Annotated in this window: 19 protein-coding genes; 10 read left to right on the top strand and 9 right to left on the bottom strand. The window is 72.3% G+C overall.

What is annotated here, in order from left to right:
* Positions 1 to 272: 272 nt before the first annotated feature.
* The 7 genes from ACFY6S_RS28690 to ACFY6S_RS28660 all read left to right on the top strand — a co-directional run bounded on the left by ACFY6S_RS28690 (position 273) and on the right by ACFY6S_RS28660 (position 10,155).
* On the top strand, positions 273 to 506 hold the full coding sequence (locus tag ACFY6S_RS28690; protein ID WP_388814441.1) for a DUF397 domain-containing protein: 234 nt from the start codon (positions 273 to 275) through the stop codon (positions 504 to 506).
* Between the two features lie 474 nt (positions 507 to 980).
* Positions 981 to 4,067: an SCO5717 family growth-regulating ATPase gene (locus tag ACFY6S_RS28685; RefSeq protein WP_388814443.1), complete on the top strand. Its 3,087-nt coding sequence runs from the start codon at positions 981 to 983 to the stop codon at positions 4,065 to 4,067.
* Between the two features lie 196 nt (positions 4,068 to 4,263).
* Positions 4,264 to 6,153 (top strand): ABC transporter substrate-binding protein, encoded by a 1,890-nt coding sequence (locus ACFY6S_RS28680; protein WP_388814445.1) that lies wholly within the window; start codon positions 4,264 to 4,266, stop codon positions 6,151 to 6,153.
* A gap of 3 nt (positions 6,154 to 6,156) precedes the next feature.
* The gene (locus tag ACFY6S_RS28675) at positions 6,157 to 7,224 is read left to right on the top strand and encodes an ABC transporter permease (RefSeq protein ID WP_388814447.1); all 1,068 of its coding nucleotides are present in this window, start codon (positions 6,157 to 6,159) and stop codon (positions 7,222 to 7,224) included.
* On the top strand, positions 7,221 to 8,177 hold the full coding sequence (locus ACFY6S_RS28670) for an ABC transporter permease (RefSeq protein WP_388814449.1): 957 nt from the start codon (positions 7,221 to 7,223) through the stop codon (positions 8,175 to 8,177). Before ACFY6S_RS28675 ends, ACFY6S_RS28670 begins: the two co-directional genes overlap by 4 nt.
* Positions 8,174 to 9,160 (top strand): ABC transporter ATP-binding protein, encoded by a 987-nt coding sequence (locus ACFY6S_RS28665; RefSeq protein ID WP_388814451.1) that lies wholly within the window; start codon positions 8,174 to 8,176, stop codon positions 9,158 to 9,160. The genes ACFY6S_RS28670 and ACFY6S_RS28665 overlap by 4 nt, the downstream gene beginning before the upstream one ends.
* 23 nt (positions 9,161 to 9,183) lie before the next feature.
* Positions 9,184 to 10,155, top strand: a complete 972-nt coding sequence (locus ACFY6S_RS28660; RefSeq protein WP_388814453.1) for an ABC transporter ATP-binding protein — start codon at positions 9,184 to 9,186, stop codon at positions 10,153 to 10,155.
* 236 nt (positions 10,156 to 10,391) lie between these two features.
* Here the strand turns inward: ACFY6S_RS28660 and ACFY6S_RS28655 are convergent, their stop codons facing one another.
* The 8 genes from ACFY6S_RS28655 to rimP all read right to left on the bottom strand — a co-directional run bounded on the left by ACFY6S_RS28655 (position 10,392) and on the right by rimP (position 18,652).
* Entirely contained in the window at positions 10,392 to 11,333 is a 942-nt protein-coding gene (locus ACFY6S_RS28655) for a bifunctional riboflavin kinase/FAD synthetase (RefSeq protein WP_388814455.1), read from the bottom strand.
* A 270-nt stretch (positions 11,334 to 11,603) separates the two neighbouring features.
* Complete coding sequence (truB, locus tag ACFY6S_RS28650; protein ID WP_388814457.1) at positions 11,604 to 12,503, bottom strand: tRNA pseudouridine(55) synthase TruB; 900 nt, start codon at positions 12,501 to 12,503, stop codon at positions 11,604 to 11,606.
* Positions 12,500 to 12,988 (bottom strand): 30S ribosome-binding factor RbfA, encoded by a 489-nt coding sequence (gene rbfA, locus ACFY6S_RS28645; RefSeq protein WP_388814459.1) that lies wholly within the window; start codon positions 12,986 to 12,988, stop codon positions 12,500 to 12,502. Before rbfA ends, truB begins: the two co-directional genes overlap by 4 nt.
* A gap of 57 nt (positions 12,989 to 13,045) precedes the next feature.
* The gene (locus ACFY6S_RS28640; RefSeq protein WP_388814461.1) at positions 13,046 to 13,339 is read right to left on the bottom strand and encodes a DUF503 domain-containing protein; all 294 of its coding nucleotides are present in this window, start codon (positions 13,337 to 13,339) and stop codon (positions 13,046 to 13,048) included.
* A gap of 138 nt (positions 13,340 to 13,477) precedes the next feature.
* Positions 13,478 to 16,585 carry a translation initiation factor IF-2 gene (gene infB / locus ACFY6S_RS28635; RefSeq protein WP_388814463.1) on the bottom strand — a complete coding sequence of 1,036 codons (3,108 nt, stop codon included), beginning with the start codon at positions 16,583 to 16,585 and terminating at the stop codon, positions 13,478 to 13,480.
* Positions 16,586 to 16,734: 149 nt separating this feature from the next.
* On the bottom strand, positions 16,735 to 17,043 hold the full coding sequence (locus ACFY6S_RS28630) for a YlxR family protein (protein ID WP_388817772.1): 309 nt from the start codon (positions 17,041 to 17,043) through the stop codon (positions 16,735 to 16,737).
* A 95-nt stretch (positions 17,044 to 17,138) separates the two neighbouring features.
* A complete protein-coding gene (gene nusA, locus ACFY6S_RS28625; protein WP_388814465.1) occupies positions 17,139 to 18,152 on the bottom strand; it encodes a transcription termination factor NusA in 1,014 nt (337 codons plus the stop codon).
* 2 nt (positions 18,153 to 18,154) lie between these two features.
* Complete coding sequence (gene rimP, locus ACFY6S_RS28620; RefSeq protein WP_388814467.1) at positions 18,155 to 18,652, bottom strand: ribosome maturation factor RimP; 498 nt, start codon at positions 18,650 to 18,652, stop codon at positions 18,155 to 18,157.
* Positions 18,653 to 18,817: 165 nt separating this feature from the next.
* Between rimP and ACFY6S_RS28615 the strand changes: the two genes are divergently transcribed.
* From ACFY6S_RS28615 to ACFY6S_RS28605, 3 genes are read left to right on the top strand one after another with little or no spacing between them, the layout of a single operon-like run.
* The gene (locus ACFY6S_RS28615; protein WP_388814469.1) at positions 18,818 to 19,423 is read left to right on the top strand and encodes a hypothetical protein; all 606 of its coding nucleotides are present in this window, start codon (positions 18,818 to 18,820) and stop codon (positions 19,421 to 19,423) included.
* Positions 19,420 to 19,842, top strand: coding sequence for a ferritin-like domain-containing protein (locus ACFY6S_RS28610; protein ID WP_388814471.1), 423 nt, complete (start codon positions 19,420 to 19,422; stop codon positions 19,840 to 19,842). Before ACFY6S_RS28615 ends, ACFY6S_RS28610 begins: the two co-directional genes overlap by 4 nt.
* 32 nt (positions 19,843 to 19,874) lie before the next feature.
* Positions 19,875 to 20,786 (top strand): aminoglycoside phosphotransferase family protein, encoded by a 912-nt coding sequence (locus ACFY6S_RS28605; protein WP_388814472.1) that lies wholly within the window; start codon positions 19,875 to 19,877, stop codon positions 20,784 to 20,786.
* 61 nt (positions 20,787 to 20,847) lie between these two features.
* On the opposite strand, the gene ACFY6S_RS28600 is transcribed toward ACFY6S_RS28605, so the two are convergent.
* Positions 20,848 to 22,539 carry a proline--tRNA ligase gene (locus ACFY6S_RS28600; RefSeq protein WP_388814474.1) on the bottom strand — a complete coding sequence of 564 codons (1,692 nt, stop codon included), beginning with the start codon at positions 22,537 to 22,539 and terminating at the stop codon, positions 20,848 to 20,850.
* Between the last annotated feature and the right edge of the window lie 3 nt (positions 22,540 to 22,542).

Below are 22,542 nucleotides of genomic sequence, written 5' to 3'. Positions count from 1 at the left end.
TGTCCTGAGGGCTGTCCCGTCATGCCTGGTGGATCAGCGCGCGGCGTCATATGCGGTGCATCGCACGGCGGAGGAGCGTCCGCATACTGAACGTACGCGGATGTTCCGGCAACGCGGCGAGATGGCGTAGCTGTTGTCGCACGCCCGCCGGGCATGACGGGACAGCCCTTAGGATGCCGAAGTGGCTTTGACCGGCATCCAGCGGACTTGCCCCTGTGCCCGTCGCGGAGAATCCACCTTCATCCCGGCCGTTACGAAAGGAATCTTCACCCATGGGGAGCGCACAGGAGAAGGACGAGCTGTACGCCCTCGACATTTCTGGTGTCGAGTGGCACGGTGCCCCCGGCACCAGCCCGGACGAGGAGCGGGTCGAGATCGCCTATCTGCCCGAGGGCGCTGTGGCCATGCGGTCCTCGCTGGACCACGACACGGTGCTGCGCTACACGGAGGCCGAGTGGCGGGCGTTCGTACTCGGGGCGCGTGACGGCGAGTTCGACTTGCAGTGATCCACCGGACGGACGGGGAAGGGGCGCGCTCATGAGGAGCGCGCCCCTTTCGTTCGCGTGAACATATGGTGTTCGGTCTCGTCCGCGCCGCGGCGTCGTGGTGTACTCCGGGATGACGGGCGGTTCGCCGGCGTCGGCCACCCGGCCGAGACCGGATCGTTGGGTGGCGCCCACAGGGCGAACCGATGACCGAATTCCGCAGCGGAATATACGAATTCGACTCCTTCGCCCCGCATACGGGGCCGCTCACGGCCCGCTTGCGCGCGGTCACCGCGCGGCCGGACGGACATCGCGGGCAGTCCGCCCTGACGTGGTGGCGCCGGCGGCGATTAGGGTGGGTGCGGGCGCGGAAGTACGGGACCTACGGGCACGCCGGCCGCGCCGCAAGGGGAAGAGCCGGGCTGACCGGACGGACGGATTCGGTCGCCCCCACCCACCACGGCACAAGGGTGCTCGACCACACCAGGAGGCAAAGTGAACGGCGATCGGGACGAGATCCGGGGAGGCTGGAACAGGCCGGTCGCGGACGATCAGTCCGACGCGGAGCCCGAGATGACGGGTGAGTTCACCATCGACTACACCCCGCCCGCCTGGTACACGCAGAACGCGCCGGGGGACACGTCCGGTGGCGGCGCTTCCGCCGCGCCCACCAACTCGCCCCCGCCGCCGGACGGTACGCCCGTCGCCGTGCCGGGGCTGCCCGCGGGCCCCGGCTACGACCCGAACTGGGCCCGGGGCCGGGCGCCGCAGCCTCCACAACCGGCCTCGCACCCGGCTCCGGAACCGCCCGCCGCGCCGGCACCGCCGTACGGCGCCCCGCCCGTTGGTGTCCCCACACTCGGTGTCCCCCCGGTGAACCCCGCGCCGGACTCGGCTCCGGAGGCACCGTCGTCCTTCGGCGACGGTGGCGCCGATGTGGAGAGCGGCGCGACGATGCGGTTCTCCCCCGCCGCTCTCAAGCGCGAGTTCGCGGCACGTGACGCGGAGAAGGAGCGGGCGGCGCAGGCGGCCAACGGATACGCGGCCCCCACGGCGGCCGACGCTCCCGAGGGAGTCGACGAGCGCGCGGTGACCCCGGCGGCGACGGGAGCCGAGGGGGCCACGCCGCCCGCCGCGACCCCGGACTCGACGTCTGAAGCCGCCGTCGCCGGCGCCACCGCCGACGGCCGCGGCGAGGAAGAGGTTACGGACCGGCCCGAGGCCGCCGAGGTTTCGGACGGCCCGCAGTCAGGTCACAGCCCCCAGGACGCCGACAAGGACTCCGCCCACGCCGAGGAGGGCTCGGAGCCGGCCGCGTCGAGCGAAGGACCGGCGGCAGTCGTGGTACGGGACGAGGAGGACCGGCCCGAGGACGGCAACGCGGCGGCAGCCCCGGAGAACGACGCCGCGTCGGCCGACGCGGCGCCCACGGATCCCGCTCCCGCCGACGCGGCACCGGCCGCTGATCCCCCGGCCGCCGATCCCCGGGACGCTCCCCCGGCCGCCGCGTCGGCGCAACCCTGGTCACCGCAGCAGCCCGCGCCCTACGGAGCCGGACTGCCGCCGCTGCCGCCCGCGTTCCAGCCCGCTCCGCCCGCGTCCGCGCCGCAGTGGCCCGCGCCGCCCCAGCAGCAGCACGAGTCGCAGGGCCCGCCGCAGGCCGCCGGACCGGCCCCGTACGCGTGGCCCCCGCACCCCGCCGCGAGCGGGTACGGCTTCCCCCAGCAGCAGGGGCAACCGGCGGCGCCGGAACCCGCCGCGCAGCAACCGCCCGCGCCCCAGCCCCCCGCCGCCGCACAGCCGCAGCCGGCCCCCGGCCCCAACGCCCCCGGCCCGCTCCCCGGTTACGGCTTCCCCCACCAGCAGGGGCAGCCCGGACCGTACCCGGCCGCGCCCCAGGGCGGATACGGCTTCCCGCAGCAGGGGCAGCCGGGCGCCCGGCCCCCCGTACCCCCGGCCGCCGGAACGCCGCACGTCCCCACGCAGCAGGGCCCCCGGAACCCCGACGCCCCGCAGGCTCCGCAGAACCCCCAGGCTCCGCGATTCCATCAGCCCCAGCCCCATCAGCAGCCCGGCGGCGGCCCCGTGGACCCGCGTACCGGCGCCGGCTGGCCCTCGGCGGTCTCGCACGACCACCGGGAGCGCTCCGTACCGGGCGCTCCGCTCGGCTACACAGCGGCCGTCGAGCTGTCCTCGGACCGGCTGCTGCGCAACAACAAGCCGAAGGCCAAGAGCAGCCGTCCCACGTCAGGGGGTTCGCGCTTCCGGATCGGCGGCAAGGCGGCGGAGGCCGAGCGGCAGCGCAAGCTCGACCTGATCCGTACTCCGGTGCTCTCCTGCTACCGGATCGCGGTCATCAGTCTCAAGGGCGGTGTCGGCAAGACCACGACGACCACCGCGCTCGGCTCGACCCTGGCGACCGAGCGGCAGGACAAGATCCTGGCGATCGACGCCAACCCGGACGCCGGTACGCTCGGCCGCCGCGTACGGCGGGAGACCGGGGCCACCATCCGGGATCTGGTCCAGGCGATCCCGCACCTGCACAGCTACATGGACATCAGGCGGTTCACCTCGCAGGCGCCCTCCGGGCTGGAGATCATCGCCAACGACGTGGACCCGGCCGTCTCGACCTCGTTCAACGACGAGGACTACCGGCGGGCCATCGATGTGCTGGGCAAGCAGTATCCGATCATCCTCACGGACTCGGGCACGGGCCTGCTCTACAGCGCGATGCGCGGGGTGCTGGACCTCGCCGATCAGCTGATCATCATCTCGACGCCTTCCGTGGACGGGGCGAGCAGCGCCTCCACAACGCTGGACTGGCTGTCCGCGCACGGGTACGCCGACCTGGTGCAGCGCTCGCTGACGGTCATCTCCGGGGTCCGCGAGACCGGCAAGATGATCAAGGTCGATGACATCGTGCAGCACTTCGAGACGCGCTGCCGCGGTGTGGTCGTGGTGCCCTTCGACGAACACCTGGCGGCCGGCGCCGAGGTGGACCTCGACATGATGCGACCCAAGACGCGCGAGGCGTACTTCCACCTCTCCGCCCTGGTCGCCGAGGACTTCGTACGGGCCCAGCAGGTGCAGGGGCTGTGGACGGCGGACGGCAACCCTCCGCCGCACCTGGCGCCGCCGATGCCCGGCTACCAGGGCCAGCAGATGCCGGGGCAGCCCATGCCGGGGCGGCCGATGCCCGGCCAGCCGATGCCGGGACAGCCGATGCCCGGTCAGCCGATGCCGGGACAGCCCTACCCGCCCCAGCAGTATCAGCAGCCGCAGCACCCCCAGCAGCAGTACCCGTCCTACCCGTACCCGCCGCAGCAGCAGTACCCCGGACCGGCGCAGCAGGGGTCGGCCGCTCAGCAGGGCTGGCAGCAGGCGCCGCCGCCCGGCCCACCGCAGCATCCCCAGCCGCCACAGCCCGCCCAGGGGCAGGGCGGGCACCAGCCGCCGCACCCGGCCGGTCCCGCGCAGGGTCAGCCGGGGCAACCGAATCAGCCGGGCGGACCGGGCGCCGTACCGCCCGGCGAATGGCCGCCGCGGGGGACCCCACCCGTACCGCCAGCGCCTCAGCAGTAGCGCTTCAGAGGTAGAGACCAATGAGGGGCCGCACCGTCTCCACGGTGCGGCCCCTCGGCGCATTACCGCAGACCACACGGGGTTTGAGCGACCGTTGACTGACCGGACACGCGCTGATAGACCTTCGCTTCACCAGATGGCGAACCAGCAGCAGTCCGGCTTCTCCGTGCGAGTGATAACACGAGGTCACCGTCCCATGGTCGAAAGAGTTCACGCGCGCGCCGCGCGACAGCCCGTCCGGCTCCGCCCCCGCCGCCGTCCGCGCGTCCGGCTCCGTCGGCTGCTGCTGGCCGGTGTCGCCTCCGCCGCGCTGGTGGCCGGCTCCGTGCTCCCGCTCGGCCCACTGCTCCCGGCGCCGCAGGAAGCCCGGGCGGCCGACGGCAAGAGCGTCCTCACCGTGGCGGTCAGTCAGAGCGTCGACTCGCTCAGCCCCTTCCTCGCACAGCGGCTGACCAGCACCAGCGTCCACCGGCTGGCATACGAGTACCTGACCAACTACGACCCGGCGGACGCGCACACCGTCCCCGGCTTCGCCACCGCGTGGAAGCCCTCGGCGGACAAGCTCACCTGGACGTACACGATCCGCGAGGACTCCCTGTGGTCCGACGGACGGCGGGCCACGGCCGAGGACGCCGCCTGGACGTTCAACAAGATGATGACGGACCCGGACGCGGCCACCGCCAACGGCAGCTACACCGCCAACTTCGACAGGGTCACGGCGCCCGACGCGACCACCCTGGTCATCGAGTTGAAGAAGCCGCAGGCGACCATGACGGCGCTCGACGTGCCGATCGTGCCGAAGCACATCTGGGAGAAGGTCGGCGACTTCGCCACGTTCAACAACGACAAGACCTTCCCGATCGTCGGGAACGGCCCGTTCATCATCACGGACTACAAGGTCGACCAGTACCTCAAGCTCAAGCCGAACAAGACCTTCTGGCGCGGCGCGCCCAAGTTCGACGAGCTGGTGCTCAAGTACTACAAAGACGGGGACGCGGCCGTCGCCGCCCTCCAGAAGGGTGAGGTCTCCTTCGCCTCGAACCTCACCCCGGCCCAGGCGTCCGCGCTGAAGAACGCCGAGGACATCAAGGTCAACGACGCGCCCGGCCGGCGCTTCTACGCCCTCGCCACCAACCCCGGCGCCCGCTCCAAGGACGGCCGGACATTCGGCGACGGCGCCGCCTCGCTGCGTGATCCGGCCGTACGCAAGGCGCTTTTCCAGGCGGTCGACCGCCGGGCGGTCGTGGAGAAGGTCTTCCAGGGGCACGCCGTCGAGGGCCAGGGCTACATTCCGCCGCGCTTCGAACCGTATTTCTGGCAGCCGTCGGACAGCCAGCGGATCGCCTACGACCCCGCCGGGGCCGCCCGGACGCTCGACAAGGCCGGCTACCGGAAGAACAGCGCGGGCAAGCGTGTGGGCAAGGACGGCAAGCCCCTCGACTTCCGGATCCTCTGTCACGCCACGGACCCCAACGACAAGTCGATCGGCAAATACCTCCAGGAGTGGTGGGGGAAGCTCGGCATCGGGCTGAAGGTCGAGTGCGTCGACAACGTCTCCGACCCCTGGCTGTCGGGCGACTACGACCTGGCCTTCGACGGCTGGTCCGTCAACCCCGACCCCGATTACGCGCTCTCCATCCACACGTGCGACGCGCTCCCGGCCACGCCCAAGGACACGGGGGCCACCGACAACTTCATCTGCGACAAGCGGTACGACGACCTCTACAAGCGGCAGACGGCGGAGTACGACCCGGCCAAGCGGGCGGATCTGGTCAAGCGGATGGAATCACGGCTGTACGACACGGGATACATGAACGTCATGGCGTACCCGAACGCCGTCGAGGCGTACCGCACCGACCAGATCGAGTCGATCACGACCATGCCGGAGGCCGCCGGCAATCTCTGGGGCCAGGACGGCTACTGGAGCTGGTGGTCGGCCGCGCCCGCCGACCGGGCCGCGGGCGACGGGTCCGGCGGTTCCGCGACGGCGGTACTGATCGGGGCCGGAGCCGTCGTGCTGGTCGGCGCCGCCGCCGGGGCCCTCGTCATGAGGCGCCGCCGCTCCACCGCGGAAGACCGTGAATAGCCCATGAGCAACGCGAGCACCCCCGGGGTGGTACGGGACGCGGCCGGCGGCCCGGGGAGTACCGGCCCGGCCGTCCGCGCCGCCGCCGGCACCAGAAGCGCCTATCCGCTCTATGTGGCGGGCAAGCTGGGCGGAGCGGCCGTCTCGCTGCTCGCCGTCCTCGTCACCAGCTTCTTCCTCTTCCGGATCATCCCCGGCGACCCGGTGCGGGCCATGACCCACGGCACTCCCACCTCCGCCGCGCAGATGGCCACGCTGCGCCGACAGTTCGGCCTCGACCTGCCGCTGTGGCAGCAGTTCACCGACTACTGCGCCAAGGCGCTGACCGGCGACCTGGGCATGTCGTACCAGTTCCACGCCCCGGTCGGCGAGCTGATCGCCGAGAAACTGCCCGCCACACTGCTGCTCACCGGGGTCACCGTGGTGATCTACTCGGCGCTCGGCCTCTGGCTCGGCACCCGCTCCGCCTGGCGCGACGGCAGCCTCGGCGACCGGCTCAACACCGGCGTCGCGCTCACCCTGTGGTCCGTTCCGTCGTTCTGGCTCGGCCTGCTGCTGATCATCTTCTTCTCGGTGGGCATCGGCCCGATCCCCGGCATGTTCCCCACCGGGGGCATGTCGTCGGGTGACTCGAACGGCTTCGGCCACCTGCTCGATGTCGCCCATCACATGGTGCTGCCGGTGCTCACCCTGGTCGCGGTCGGCTACGCGCAGACGCTGCTCGTCATGCGGTCCTCACTGCTGGACGAGATGGGCGGCGACTATCTGACGACGGCCCGGGCGAAGGGGCTGCGGGACGACCTCGTACGCCGCAGACACGCCGTGCCCAACGCGATGCTGCCCACGGTCACCATGGTCTTCATCAATCTGGGCCATGTGGCCGCCGGTTCCATCCTGGTCGAGACCGTCTTCTCCTGGCCCGGCCTCGGCGGACTGTTCTACCAGGCGTTGAGCGTGCCCGACCTGCCGCTCGTCCAGGGCCTCTTCGTGGTCTTCGCCGGCGCCATGATCCTGATGAACCTCCTCGCCGACCTGCTCTATCCGCTGCTCGATCCCCGGGTGGGCCGATGACACTGGAGAACACACCACCGACGCCCGCCGTACCGGCCGTCCCCGCGGCCACACCGCCCCCGAGGTCGGCCGCCGGGCTCGCCCGGGCCCGCCGCCGCGCCTCCGCCGTCCGCTTCTGGCAGCGCTACCGCACCCATCGCGGCGGCCTCCTCGGCCTCGCGGGGCTCTCCCTCATCGCGCTGACCGCGCTGCTCGCGCCGCTGCTCGTCGGCAGTGACGTGCTGAGCGTGACCAACGCGCCCGGCACCGCCCTGGAATCCCCGAGCGCGCGGTTCCCCCTCGGCACCGACCAGTTCGGGCGCTCGCTGCTCGCCCTGCTAATCTGGGGCTCACGGGTCTCGCTGACCGTCGGGCTGCTGGCCGCCGCGCTGTCGGTGGCCATCGGCGCGCTGGTCGGCGTCGTCGCGGGACACTACGGCGGCTGGTTCGCCACCGTGATCATGCGCGTCACCGACTGGTTCCTGGTGATGCCGACACTCGTGCTGGCCATCGTGCTGGCCACGGTGATGTCCCGGTCGATCTGGACGGTGATCGTGGCGATCGGCGTCACCAGCTGGCCGACCACCGCACGGCTCGTACGGGCCCAGACCATCGCTGTCGAGTCCCGCCCCTACATCGAACGCGCACGGGCCCTCGGCGGCGGACACCGGCACATCATGACGCGCCACGTGCTGCCCAACGTGATGCCGCTGGTGCTCGCCCAGACCACGCTCGGCATCTCCGCCGCGATCCTGACGGAGGCGACCCTCGCCTTCCTCGGACTCGGCGATCCGACCGTCATCTCGTGGGGCGGCATGCTCCAGGACGCGCGCGAGGCCGGCGCGGTCTCCTCCGGGCACTGGTGGTACCTGGCACCGCCCGGCATCGCCATCGCCTGCGTCGCCCTCGCCTTCACCCTCTGCGGCCGGGCCGTCGAATCCGTGCTCAACCCGAGACTGGGGGCGTCCCGATGAGTCCACTGCTGGAGATCCGGGACCTGCGGGTGACCTACGGCTCCGGCCCCTCGGCCGTCCCCGCCGTACGAGGTCTCGACCTGACCGTGGAGCCCGGCAGCAAGCTGGGCCTCGCCGGAGAGTCCGGCTGCGGCAAGTCCACGCTGGCCCTCGCCCTGCTCCGGCTGCTGCCCCGCTCGGCCACCCTGTCCGGGGAGATCCTCCTCGACGGCGAGGACATCCTCACCATGAAATGGGGCCGGCTGCGGGCCGTACGGTGGGCGGGCGCGTCCATCGTCTTCCAGGGCGCGATGCACTCCCTCAACGCCGTCCACCGCGTCGGCGACCAGATCGCCGAACCCGTACTGCTGCACCGGCGCACCACCCCGGCCGCGGCCCGCCGACGCGCCGCCGAACTGCTGGAGCAGGTCGGCCTGTCGGCCGCCCGCGCCGACGCCTACCCGCACGAACTCTCCGGCGGCCAGCGCCAGCGCGTGATGATCGCCATGGCGCTCGCCTGCGATCCCCGGCTGATCGTCGCCGACGAGCCGACCACCGCCCTCGACGTGATGATCCAGGCACAGATCCTGCGCCTCATCGAGCAGCTCGTCGCCGACCACGACATCAGCCTGCTCATGATCAGCCACGACCTGGCCGTGCTCGCCGACACCTGCGACCGGCTCGCCGTGATGTACGCGGGCCGCGTCGTGGAGGAGGGGCCGGCGCGCCAGGTGTACGACGCGGCGCTCCACCCGTACGGCCGGGCCCTCTCCGCCGCCTTCCCGCGCATCGGCGACCCGGCCTCGCGCCGCGCCCCGCGCGGTCTGCCGGGCGACCCTCCGGACCCGTCGGCGCTGCCGGACGGCTGTACGTTCCACCCGCGCTGCCCGGTCGCCCTCGACATCTGCGCCGACCAGGACCAGACCCTGCGGGACGCGGCGCCCGGCCGCCGCGCGGCCTGCGTGCTGATCGGCGCGTCCGCCCCGGCGGAACCGCTGTCGTGACCGCCACCCCTCTGGAGCCGTCCATGACCCCCCTCCCCCTGCTCTCGGCGGCCGGAGTGCACGTCACCTTCCCCGGCCGGCGCGGCGCCCCGCCCGCCCGCGCCGTCGACGGCGTCGACCTCGACATCGGCGCCGGGGAGATCGTGGCCCTCGTCGGCGAGTCCGGCTGCGGCAAGACCACCCTCGCACGCACCCTGCTCGGACTGGTCCCGCCCACGTCGGGCCGGGTCACCTTCGCCGGGGAGCCGCTGTCGTACCGCTCGCGCGCCCTCAAGTCGTACCGCAAGCGCGTGCAGTTGGTGCTCCAGGACCCCAGTGGCTCCCTCAACCCCCGGCACACCGTGTACGACGCGGTCGCCGAGGGGCTGCGCATCCACGGTCACCCCGGCGACGAACGCGAGGCCGTCGCCTCGGCGCTGTCCCGGGCGGGGCTGCGCCCGCCGGAACGGTTCTTCCTGCGCTACCCGCACGAGCTGTCCGGCGGCCAGCGCCAGCGCGTCGTCATCGCGGGCGCGCTCGTCCTGGACCCCGAACTCCTCGTGGCCGACGAACCGGTGGCCTCCCTCGACGCGTCCGTGCGCGGCGAGATCCTGGCGCTCCTGCTGTCCCTGCGCGACGAACTCGGCCTGTCCGCGCTGGTCGTGACGCACGACCTCGGGCTCGCGTGGAACATCGCGGACCGGGTCGCGGTGATGTACCTGGGGCGGATCGTGGAGACCGGACCGGTCGAGGAGGTACTGACATCCCCGCAGCACCCCTACACCCAGGCGCTGCTGTCGGTGCTCCCGGAATCCCCCGCCACCCCCGTCGTACTCACCGGCGAGCCCCCGGACCCGTCCCGCATCCCGGCCGGCTGCCGCTTCCACGAGCGGTGCCAGGCCCTGGCGTCGGGCGAGGCGGACCGGGCGGGCGTGGCGGAGAGCTGCCGCGGGGTGGCGCCGGCGGTGCTGGGGGGCGGGGTGGGGGCGGGGGTGGCGTGCCACTTGCGGGGGTAGGGGGGCGTGGGGTCGAGGCGGCGCCCGGGTCTTGCGGCCGGCCGGAAAGGGGCGCACGCAGGGGGTGCGTCCGCGGCAATAAAGCGTGATGTGTGGCGCCTCACGCACCCGTCACCCTCACGACCAGCCGCACCCGCCGCCGCCAGGCGGCCCCGGCGGGAACCCCGGACCCCACCCGCACCCCACCACCGGCCCCCGCCGACAACCCGCAACGGCGGCCCCGCCGCCAAAGGCGGCTACGCCTCCGTCAGGGCCCTCGCCCGTTTGACGTCGTCCGCCATCGCTTCCAGCAGTCCCTCGATCGAGTCGAACTTCCGCTGTCCCCGCACATACGCCTGGAAGTCGACCGTCACGTGCAGCCCGTACAGGTCCAGGCCCACGCGGTCGATCGCGTACGCCTCGACGGTCCGTTCCGTGCCCGCGAACTGCGGGTTCGTGCCTACGGAGATCGCCGCCGGCATGCGTTCGCCGTCGGCTGTGAGCCAGCCCGCGTACACGCCGTCCGCCGGGATCGCGGTGTGCGGGAGGGTCTCGACGTTGGCTGTCGGGAAGCCCAGTTCGCGCCCGCGCTGGGCGCCCCGTACCACCACGCCCTCGACGCGGTGCGGCCGACCGAGGATCTCCGCCGCGCCCGCGACATCGCCCTCGGCGACCAGTCTGCGGGTGAGGGTGGACGAGAAGGGTTCGCCGCCGCCGGCCGCGCCGGAGACGTGGAGGTCGATGACCTCGACCTCGTAGTCGTAGGTCGGGCCCAGCTCCGCGAGGACGGCGACATTGCCGGCGGCCCGGTGGCCGAAGCGGAAGTTGGGGCCCTCGATGACGGCGCGGGCGTGCAACTTGTCGACCAGCACCTTGACGATGAAGTCGGCGGGCGAGAGCTTCGAGAAGGCGACGGTGAACGGCAGGATCAGCAGCGCGTCCACACCGAGGTCCGCCATCAGTTCGGCGCGCCGGTGGTGCGGGGCGAGCAGGGGCGGGTGGCTGCCGGGGCGGACGACCTCGCTGGGGTGCGGGTCGAAGGTCACGACGACGGACGGGACACCCAGTTCCCTGGCCCGCTCCACCGCACGGCCGATGATCAGCTGGTGTCCTCGGTGCACCCCGTCGTAGGACCCGATGGTGACGACGCTGCGCCCCCAGTCCTGGGGGATGTCCTCCAAGCCACGCCAGCGCTGCACTGTGACCGCTCCTCGCCCGAACCCATGTACGTGATTTTCCCGTTGCGCAGCTCTAAGACTGCCATGCCCGGCGCTCAACCCCCTCACCGGCACCGGCGAACCCCGCTCGGAGGGTCGGTGAGCCGGGCACGCCCCTCTGTGCACCTGTCGGACACTCCGTGCGCCCGGCTGACGGGGTGAAGGGGAGGGCCGGGGTGGAGAGACCTCTGTCGGAGGGGGATCGTGGAGCGGGCAGGGGGCCTGCCCGCTCCACGGTGGGGTCCGTGCCGGTCAGCCGAAGACCGCGAGGCTTTTCGCCTTGCCGTGCTGTTCCTCGACCAGGGCGACGAAGCGCCCCGCGGGGTCGAACGCGGCGACGGGGCTGGTGGCGAACGCCGGTATGTCGAGCCGTACGCCGTTGATCAGCAGCTTGGCGCGCTTCTCGTCGACGTCCCAGCGTGCGAACGCCGCGGCGGCGGCGTCGGCGACCGGCATGACGGTCAGCTCCTCCTGGAGCTGGTCGAGCGTCTTCGCGGCGTCCAGCGCGTACGGGCCGACACGGGTCCTGCGCAGCGCGGTGAGGTGGCCGCCGACACCGAGCCCGGCGCCCAGGTCACGGGCGATGGCGCGGACGTAGGTGCCGGAGGAGCAGACGACGGAGACGACCAGGTCGAGGACCGGGGTGCCGTCCTCGGCGACGGCCTCGCGGACGTCGTAGAGCCGGAAGGACGAGATGGTCACCGGCCGGGCCGGGATCTCGAACTCCTCGCCGCCGCGTACGCGCGCGTAGGACCGCTTGCCGTCGATCTTGATGGCGCTGACCTTGGAGGGCACCTGCATGATGGGGCCGGTCAGGGCCGCGATGCCGGCGTCGATGGCTTCGCGTGTGACGGCGGAGGCGTCGGTGGCGGAGGTGATCTCGCCCTCGGCGTCGTCCGTGACGGTGTTCTGGCCGAGCCTGATGGTGCCGAGGTACTCCTTCTCGGTCAGCGCGAGGTGGCCGAGGAGCTTCGTGGCCCGTTCCACACCGAGGACGAGGACGCCCGTCGCCATGGGGTCGAGGGTGCCGGCGTGGCCGACGCGGCGGGTCCTGGCGATCCCGCGCATCTTGGCGACGACGTCGTGCGAAGTGAAGCCCGACGGCTTGTCCACGATGACAAGCCCGTCGGGCGTCCTGTTCTGCTGAGTCATTCCGAGGCAGCGCCGTCCGTGCGGTCGGTCTCGCCGTCGGTGTCACCGTCGGTGTCGGAGACGGCTTCGTCGTCCTTGCGGTACGGGTCGGCCCCGGCCGCGTAGGTCTTGCCGGTCGACACCTCCCGTACCTCCGCGTCCTTGGCGCGCGCCTTGTCGAGGAGGTCCTCGATGGTGCGCGCGTTGTCCGGGAGGGCGTCCGGGACGAAGGCCAGGGTCGGCGTGAAACGGACTCCGGTCTGCCGGCCCACTTCGGAGCGGAGGACACCCTTGGCGCTCTCCAGGGCGGCGGCCGAGGCCGCGCGCTCCTCGTCGTCGCCGTAGACCGTGTAGAAGACCGTGGCCTCCCGCAGATCGCCGGTGACGCGGGCGTCCGTGATGGTCACGAAGCCGAGTCGCGGGTCCTTGATACGCCGGTCCAGGGTCTCCGCGACCACGACCTGGATGCGATCGGCCAGCTTGCGGGCCCGCGCGTTGTCGGTCACCGGTCCGTCACTCTTCCTTCTGGGTTTCTTGTCGTGCAGGTCAGTCTTGTCGCCCGGTCAGTCGTCGGCGCCGTACAGCCGCCGCCGTACGGACAGCAGCTCCACCTCGGGCCGGCCGGCCACCACGCGTTCGCAGCGGTCGAGCACGTCCGTGAGGTGTTCCCAGTCGCCGGACACCACCGCGAGGCCGATCTCGGTTCTGCGGTGGAGGTCCTGGTCACCGGTCTCCGCCACGCTGACCGCGAATTTCCGGTGCAGTTCGGCGACGATCGGCCGGACGACAGAGCGTTTCTCCTTCAACGACCGTACGTCGCCGAGGAGCAGATCGAAGGACAGAGTCCCCACATACATGTATGTCCGGATGTCCCGCCGGTACGGGTTCGGATGGCCCGCCGGTGTTCGGCGGAAGCATCAGAACCGTACACGGAACGGCCGGGGCCGATCGACGGAATTTCGTCCCGTCGACCGGCCCCGGACGGCAGATGTACGTCAGCCTCGCGGCTTCTCGCGCATCTCGTACGTCGCGATGACGTCGTCGATCTTGATGTCGTTGAAGTTTCCGAGGTTGATACCGCCCTCGAAGCCTTCGCGGATCTCGGTGACGTCGTCCTTGAAGCGGCGCAGACCCTGGATGTTGAGGTCCTCCGCGATGACCTTGCCGTCGCGGATGAGCCGGGCCTTGGTGTTGCGCTTGACCTCGCCGGAGCGGATGAGGACACCCGCGATGTTGCCCAGCTTGGACGAGCGGAAGATCTCGCGGATCTCCGCCGTGCCCAGCTCGACCTCTTCGTACTCCGGCTTGAGCATGCCCTTGAGGGCCGCTTCGATCTCCTCGATCGCCTGGTAGATGACCGAGTAGTAGCGGACGTCCACGCCTTCGCGGTCGGCCATCTGCGCGGCACGCCCGGCGGCGCGCACGTTGAAGCCGATCACGATGGCGTCGGAGCCCATGGCCAGGTCGATGTCCGACTCGGTCACGGCACCCACACCGCGGTGCAGGACGCGGATGTCGACCTCGTCGCCGACGTCGAGCTGGAGCAGCGAGGACTCGAGGGCCTCCACCGAACCGGACGCGTCGCCCTTGATGATGAGGTTGAGTTCCTGCACCAGACCGGCCTTGAGGGCCTCGTCCAGGTTCTCCAGGGAGAACCGGACACCCCTGCGGGCGAACGCCGCGTTCCGCTCACGAGCGGCGCGCTTCTCGGCGATCTGCCGGGCGGTGCGGTCCTCGTCGACGACCAGGAAGTTGTCGCCGGCGCCGGGGACGTTGGTGAGACCCAGGACCAGGACGGGCGTCGAAGGCGTCGCCACGTCGACGTTGTTGCCGTTGTCGTCGAGCATCGCCCGGACCCGGCCGTACGCGTCACCGGCGACCATCGTGTCACCGACGCGCAGCGTGCCGCGCTGGACGAGCACGGTGGCGACGGCGCCGCGACCGCGGTCGAGGTGGGCCTCGATGGCGATACCCTGCGCGTCCTGCTCCGGGTTGGCCCGGAGGTCGAGCGAGGCGTCCGCGGTGAGGACCACGGCCTCCAGCAGGCTGTCGATGTTCAGGCCCTGCTTGGCGGAGATGTCGACGAACATGGTGTCGCCGCCGTACTCCTCGGCCACCAGCCCGAACTCGGTGAGCTGACCGCGCACCTTGGTCGGGTCGGCGCCCTCGACGTCGATCTTGTTGACCGCGACCACGATCGGCACGTCGGCCGCCTTGGCGTGGTTCAGCGCCTCGATCGTCTGGGGCATCACACCGTCGTTGGCCGCGACCACCAGGATCGCGATGTCGGTGGACTTGGCACCACGGGCACGCATGGCGGTGAACGCCTCGTGACCCGGGGTGTCGATGAAGGTGATCTTGCGCTCTTCACCGTTCACGTCCGTGGCGACCTGGTACGCACCGATGTGCTGCGTGATACCGCCGGCCTCGCCCGCGACGACGTTCGTCTTGCGGATCGCGTCCAGCAGCCTGGTCTTGCCGTGGTCGACGTGACCCATGACGGTCACGACCGGCGGACGGGAGACGAGTGCTTCCTCGCCGCCCTCGTCCTCGCCGAACTCGATGTCGAAGGACTCGAGCAGCTCGCGGTCCTCCTCCTCGGGGCTGACGATCTCGACGACGTAGTTCATCTCGCCGGCGAGGACCTGGAGGGTCTCGTCGGAGACGGACTGCGTGGCCGTGACCATCTCGCCGAGGTTCATCATCACGGCGACGAGCGACGCCGGGTTGGCGTTGATCTTCTCCGCGAAGTCGGTGAGGGACGCACCGCGCGACAGCCGGACCGTCTGGCCCTGGCCGCGCGGCAGCATCACGCCGCCGACCGACGGGGCCTGCATGGCCTCGTACTCCTGGCGCCTCTGCCGCTTCGACTTGCGACCACGACGGGCGGGCCCGCCGGGACGGCCGAAGGCGCCCTGTGTGCCACCGCGGCCACCGGGACCACCCGGACGTCCGCCGAAGCCGGGACGGCCACCGCCGCCACCGAAGCCACCGCCACCGGGACGACCCGGGGCACCGCCGCCACCGCCGGGACGGCCGGCGAAGCCGCCACCGCCACCGCCGGGACGACCCGCGAAGCCGCCGCCACCGGGACGACCGCCACCGGCACCGGCCGGACGGCCGGGACCGCCGGGACCACGGCCACCGCCGGGGCCGCCACCGGGACGCGGGCCGGCCGCGGGACGCTGCGGCATCATGCCCGGGTTGGGACGGTTGCCACCGGGGCCACCGCCGGGACCCGCGGCCCTGGGGGCCTGCGGACGCGGCATGCCGCCGGGGGTCGGACGACCGCCGCCGGACTGACCGCCGGGACCGGCCTGGGGACGGGGACCGCCACCCTGACCCGCGCCCTGCGGACGCGGGCCGCCGGGGGCACCGGGGCCGCCGGGACGGGGGGCGCCGCCGGGACGGGGCGCCTGGGGGCGCGCCATTCCGGTCGAACCGCCCGAGGTGAAGGGGTTGTTGCCCGGACGCGGGCCCGCGGGGCGGGCGCCGGGACGCGGGGCCTGGCCGGGACGCGCGCCGCCGGAGCGGCCGCCCTGACGCTGGTCACCGCGCTGGTCGCCGCGCTGCTCGTTCTGGCGCTGGTCGCCCTGGCCGCCCGTGGGGCGGGCCGAGGGACGCGGGCCGGGGGTGGCACCGGGCCGGGGACCGGCGGCCGGGGCCGACGGGGGCGCGGTGAACTCCGGGACGGACGGCGCCGCGGGCGCCGGCTTGGCCGCCGGGGCGGGCCGGGGGGCCGGTGCCGGACGCGGGCCGGGGGTCGGCGCCGCGGAGGGGGTGCTGCTCCTGGGTGCCTCGGCGGCGGCCGGCTTGGGGGCCGGGGCGCCGGGCTTCGGAGCGGCGGGACGTGCCGCCTGCGCCGGTGAGGGCGCGGCGGGGCGGGCGGGGGTCGCCTTGCGGGGCGCCCCGGGCTTCGCAGCGGGCTTGCCGGCGTTGCCGCCGGGCCCCTGGAGAGCGTCAGTCAATTTGCGTACAACCGGCGCCTCGATGGTCGAGGAAGCCGAACGGACGAATTCACCGAGTTCTTGGAGCTTGGCCATGACGACCTTGCTCTCGACGCCGAACTCCTTGGCGAGTTCGTATACCCGGACCTTAGCCACTTCGCTCCTTTTAGGTCCGGGTTACCGCCGGACCGTCGCTACTTCATGGGCGTACTCATCGCGTACTCATCGAGTGCTCATCGCAATCTCGACCTACTTCCAACTCGCGAGGTACCTGAACCGCACGGGGTTCCGTGCCGTACTTCTTCTTACGACGCTGTGTGCGCCGCGTCTGTCCCGATGGCCGTGCTCGTCCCGAGGGCCCGGCGCACTTCCGCGCTGTCGAGCGGTCCCTGGACCCGGAAGGCCCGTGGGAACGCCCGGCGGCGGACCGCCAGATCGAGACAGTTCAAGGCGGGGTGTGTATACGCACCCCGGCCGGGCAGCGTACCGCGTGGATCGGGAACGCACTGTTCACCGATCAGCACGATGCGCAGCAGATCGCTCTTGGCCGCTCGCTTCCGGCAGCCCACGCAGGTTCGCTCAGGGCAGGCTCGGTCGTTCGTCCGGCCAGACATGTTCAAGTCTACCTCCCCTCGTCGAGCTCACCCCTTCGGGGCAACGTTCGAACGCTTGCAGGGCATGCGAGCGTCCGGAGATCACTGCCGGATCGTTACCGACGAGTACTCTCGTCGCGGTTCTCGCCGGGCTGCTCGGTGTCCGGACGGATGTCGATCCGCCAGCCGGTGAGCCGCGCGGCGAGCCGGGCGTTCTGCCCTTCCTTCCCGATGGCCAGCGACAGCTGGTAGTCCGGGACGGTCACCCGCGCGGAGCGGGCCCCGAGGTCGACCACCTCGACCTTGCTGACCCGCGCGGGGGACAGGGCGTGCGCCACCATGTCGGCCGGGTCGTCCGACCAGTCGACGATGTCGATCTTCTCGCCGTGCAGCTCGGCCATGACATTGCGCACACGCGCGCCCATCGGGCCGATGCAGGCGCCCTTGGCGTTGAGACCGGACCGGGTGGAGCGTACGGCGATCTTGGTGCGGTGACCGGCCTCGCGGGCGATCGCCGTGATCTCGACCGAACCGTCCGCGATCTCCGGGACCTCCAGCTCGAAGAGCTTCTTGACCAGGTTGGGGTGGGTACGGGAGAGCGTCACCGACGGACCGCGCACCCCTCGGGCCACCCGGACGACATAGGTGCGCAGCCGCAGCCCGTGGACGTACTCCTCGCCGGGCACCTGCTCCTGCACCGGCAGGATGGCCTCCAGCTTGTCGTCCAGCTTGACCAGGACGTTCTTCGGGTCCTTGCCCTGCTGGACCAGGCCGGCGACGATGTCGCCCTCCCGGCGGGCGTACTCGCCGAAGGTCACGTCGTTCTCGGCGTCGCGCAGCCGCTGCTGGATGACCTGGCGGGCGGTGGTGGCGGCGATCCGGCCGAAGTCCGACGGGGTGTCGTCGAACTCCTTGGGCTCCTGCCCCTCCTCCAGGTCCGCCGGGTCCTCCTTGGCCCAGACCGTGACATGACCGTTGTCCCGGCCGATGACGGCGCGGGCGCGCCGGTGGCTGCCGTCCGTGCGGTGGTAGGCGATGAGGAGGGCGGATTCGATCGCCTCGACCAGCAGATCGAAGGGAATCTCCTTCTCTTGTGCCAAGCCCTTCAGGAGCTTCACATCGATGTCCACGGCTACGCCTCCTCTTCCTTCTTGTCCTTGCGGTTGAACTCGATCTCCACGCGCGCCTTGGCGATCTGCGCGAACTCGATCCGGCGCGCGGTGGGCTTGCGCCCCTTCACACCCGGTACCTCCAGGTCGAGTCCGGTGTCGTCCACGGCCATGACGCGGGCCACCAGTTCGTCGCCCTCGACCGGCTGGATCCTGGCCAGCCGGGAGACGGCGCGCACATAGTGGCGGTGCTCGGTCAGCGGGCGCTCGGCCCCGGGGGAGGTCACTTCGAGCTGGTACTCGTCCTCGCCCATCGCGTCCGTCTCGTCCAGCTTCTCGGAGAGGGAGCGGCTCAGCTCGGCGCACTCGTCGAGGTCCACGCCCTCGTCGGAGTCCACCACGATCCTCAGTACGCGACGCCTGCCCGCCCGGGACACCTCGATCTCTTCCAGATCCAGGTCCTTCGCGCTGACCAGCGGTTCCAGCAGTCCGCGCAGCCTCTCGCTCTGGGTGGTGCTCATCCGGGTGACTCCTCGGCCGCGTGTGCTGTTGTGGGATCGTCGCGTGTCAGATCGGTGTGGGTCGGATCAAAGGGTATCCGGTCCCGAGGGGTGTTGCCGTCCACGTACGGGTGACCCGCGGGTACGCTCGCCTGCGGTGATCATGGCGAGCCCGAGGAGAGACGCGTGGGGCGCACGGGGACGACACGCAGGCACGCGCTCATGGTGGCGGGCGCGACGGGGGCCGGGCTGCTGACCGCCTGCTCCTCGGACGCCGCCACGGACGGGACGCTGTCGCCGAACGCGGTGGCGCGGGCCGCCCGTGCCCAGAGCGCGCTGCGGCGGCGCTCGGCGGAGACCAGCGAGGCGTTGCTGCGCCAGTACGACGCGGTGCTGGCCCGTCATCCGGGGCACCGGGAGCGGCTGGCCCCGCTGCGGGCGGCGGTCGCGCGCCATGTGTCGGCGCTGGGGCCCGGGAAGCGTGAACGGGAGCCGGGCGAGGAAGCGGAAAAACCTTCCGCCTCGCCCTCCCCCTCCGTCTCCTCCAGCCCGCCCTCATCTCCCACGACTTCCGTCACGCCTTCCCCGTCGTCCACGCTCGCGGGCGCGCCGGCCGTCCCGCCCGAGCCCGCTGAGGCGCTCCGGGCGCTGGCCGCCGCCGAGCGCCGTACGGGCGACGCGCACACCGACGCGCTGGTGACGGCCTCCCCCGAACTGGCCAGGCTGCTGGCCTCGGTGGCCGCGGCGAACGCCGCCCACGCCTATCTGCTGACCGAAGGAGCCCGCTCGTGACCACCCGTGCGCTGGCCGCAGCGCAGGCGGCGCTCGCCGCGGAACACGCCGCCGTGTACGGGTACGGCGTGGTCGGCGGCCGGATCGGCGACGCCCGCCGCTCCGAGGCCACCGCCGCGTACGCGGCCCACCGCGCCCGGCGTGACGCGCTGGCCAGGACCGTACGCGATCTGGGCGGCAGGCCCGGCGCAGCGGCGGCGGCCTACGCCCTGCCGTTCGCGGTGCCGGACGGGCCCGCCGCCGTCCGGCTGGCCGCCGAGTTGGAGGACCGGGTCGCGGGCGTCTACTCCGATCTCGTCCGGGCGGCCGAGGGGCCGCTGCGCCGGGAGGCGGCAGGCGCGCTGCGGGAGGCGGCGGTGCGGGCGGTGCGCTGGCGCGGTGGCGGCGTAGCCTTTCCTGGGCTCGCCGAGCGCGCGTGAGCCCGTGAACGGTGAAGGGGAACGACGCACGTATGGCTTTCGAACCGCCGCGACGACTGGTGCGCTCGCTCTCCGAGAAGTACGGGGAGCCGGCCGCCGCCGAGTGGCTCGGGCGGCTGTCCGGGACCGCTGCCGATGCGGTGGCGCGGCGCGGCCTGGCGGTCGAGCGGGTCGTCGCGCCGGGCGGCAGGAGCGGTCTGCTGCTCCTCGTACGGCGGTCCGACGGCTCCCCCGCCACCCTCAAGATCGCGCCGGCTTTCGCGGGCTCCGCCGCTGAGCGGGCCGCGCTGGCGTGCTGGCGGGGGTGGGGCGCGGCGCTGCTTCTGGACGACGCGCCCGCGGCGCCGGACGACGCCCTGCTGCTGGAGCGGCTGCATCCCGAGATCTCGCTGCGCTCCCTGCCGGAGGCGAAGGCCCTGCTGGAGGCCGCCGACACCGTGCGCAAGCTCTGGGTCGAGCCACCGGCCGGCCACGCCTTCGAAACGGTGGCCGAGCGGACTTCCCGGCAGGCGCTGGCCCTGCGGGGCACGTCGGACGACGAGCCCTTCGCGCCGCTCGTCTCGGCCGCGCTGGCGGCCCGTGACGAGCTGTGCGCCGACGCTTCGGCGGAGGCGCTGCTGCTGCACGGCGCGTTCCGCCAGGGCAAGGTCCTGGCCGGTGACCGCGCGCCCTGGCTCGCGGTGGGCCCCGAGCCGGTGGTGGGCGAGCGCGCCTACGACCTGGCCCGGCTGGCCCGGGACCGGGTGGAGGATCTGGTGGCCTCCGACGCGGGTGCCTCCTCGGCCCGCCGTCGCCTCAACCGGCTGGCCGACTCGCTGGATCTGGACCGGGAGCGGCTGCGCGGCTGGACGCTGTTCCGCGCGGTGGAGTCGGGCGTCAGGGCGTGGCGCGCGGAGCGTGCGCAGAGCGCGGAACTGCTGCTGGAGTACGCGGGCTGGCTGTGACGGACAGCGCGGGGGCGGGGTACGGCGTGCGACGCCGTACCCCGCCCCTCGTTCCGCTGTGTCAGGCGGTCAGGCGCGCGACGGCCTCCGCGACCGTCAGCTCCTCGCGCTCACCGGTACGGCGGTCCTTCAGCTCCACCACGCCGTCGGCGGAGCGGCGGCCGGCGACCAGGATCTTGGGGACCCCGATCAGTTCGGCGTCCGTGAACTTCACGCCCGGCGAGACACCGGGGCGCTCGTCGACCAGCACCCGCAGGCCCGCCCCCGCGAGCTGCTCGGACACGTCGAGCGCCAGCTCCGTCTGGAGCGCCTTGCCCGCCGCGACGACATGGACGTCGGCCGGGGCGATCTCCCGGGGCCAGCACAGGCCCTGCTCGTCGGCGGTCTGTTCGGCGAGCGCGGCGACGGCGCGCGAGACGCCGATGCCGTACGAGCCCATGGTCACGCGGACGGGCTTGCCCTGCTGGCCGAGGACGTCGAGCTGGAAGGTGTCGGCGTACTTGCGGCCGAGCTGGAAGATGTGGCCGATCTCGATGGCGCGGTCGAGCTTGAGCCCCGCCCCGCAGGCCGGGCAGGGGTCGCCCGCCTCGACGACGACCACGTCCAGGTAGTCGTCGACCTCGAAGTCCCGGCCCACGACGACGTTACGGGCGTGCGTGTCGGGCTTGTTGGCGCCGGTGACCCAGGCCGTGCCGGACGCCACGCGCGGGTCGGCGATGTAGCGGATCTTGAGGCCCTGGGGGCCGACGTAGCCCCGTACCAGGTCGGGACGGTCCACGAAGTCCTCGGCCGTGACCAGCTCCACGACCGCCGGCGCGAGGTGCTCCCCGAGCTTGCCGAGGTCCACTTCGCGGTCGCCGGGCACGCCCACGGCGGTGATCTCGCCGTCGACCTTGACGAGCAGGTTCTTCAGCGTGGCGGAGGCGGGGACGCCGAGGTGGGCGGCGAGCGTCTCGATGGTCGGCGTGTCGGGGGTGTCCAGCTCCTCGACCGGTCCGTGCTCGACGGCCTGCGCGGCGGGTGCCGTGAAGGTCACGGCCTCGGTGTTGGCGGCGTAGTCGCAGTTGGGGCAGTCCACGAAGGTGTCCTCGCCCGCCCCGGCCGGGGCCAGGAACTCCTCGGACGCCGAGCCGCCCATCGCGCCGGAGACCGCGGAGACGATCCGGTAGTCGAGGCCGAGGCGGGCGAAGATCTTCTGGTACGCGGCGCGGTGCAGCGCGTACGACTCGGCGAGGCCCTCGTCGGTGGTGTCGAAGGAGTACGAGTCCTTCATCTGGAACTCGCGGCCGCGCAGCACGCCGGAACGGGGGCGGGCCTCGTCGCGGTACTTCGTCTGGATCTGGTAGAGCATCACCGGCAGGTCCTTGTAGGACGTGCACTGGTCCTTGACGACCAGGGTGAAGATCTCCTCGTGGGTCGGGCCGAGCAGGTAGTCGGCGCCCTTGCGGTCCTGGAGGCGGAACAGCAGGTCGCCGTACTCCTCCCAGCGCCCGCTGGCCTCGTACGGCTCCCTGGGCAGCAGCGCGGGCAGCAGCACTTCCTGCGCGCCGATCGCGTCCATCTCCTCGCGGACGACGCGGGAGATGTTGTCGAGGACCTTCTTGCCCAGCGGCAGCCAGCTCCAGAGGCCGGCGGACGTACGGCGGACATATCCGGCGCGGACGAGCAGCTTGTGGCTGAGGGTCTCGGCGTCCGCCGGGTCGTCGCGCAATGTCTTGGCCATCAAACGGGACATGCGCTGGACCTGGGACATGGG

Origin of the sequence: Streptomyces sp. NPDC012835, from assembly GCF_042900885.1 — a bacterium.
Lineage (GTDB): Bacteria > Actinomycetota > Actinomycetes > Streptomycetales > Streptomycetaceae > Streptomyces.
Note: the sequence above shows the minus strand (reverse complement) of the source record. Positions and strands in the feature narration are given on the sequence as shown.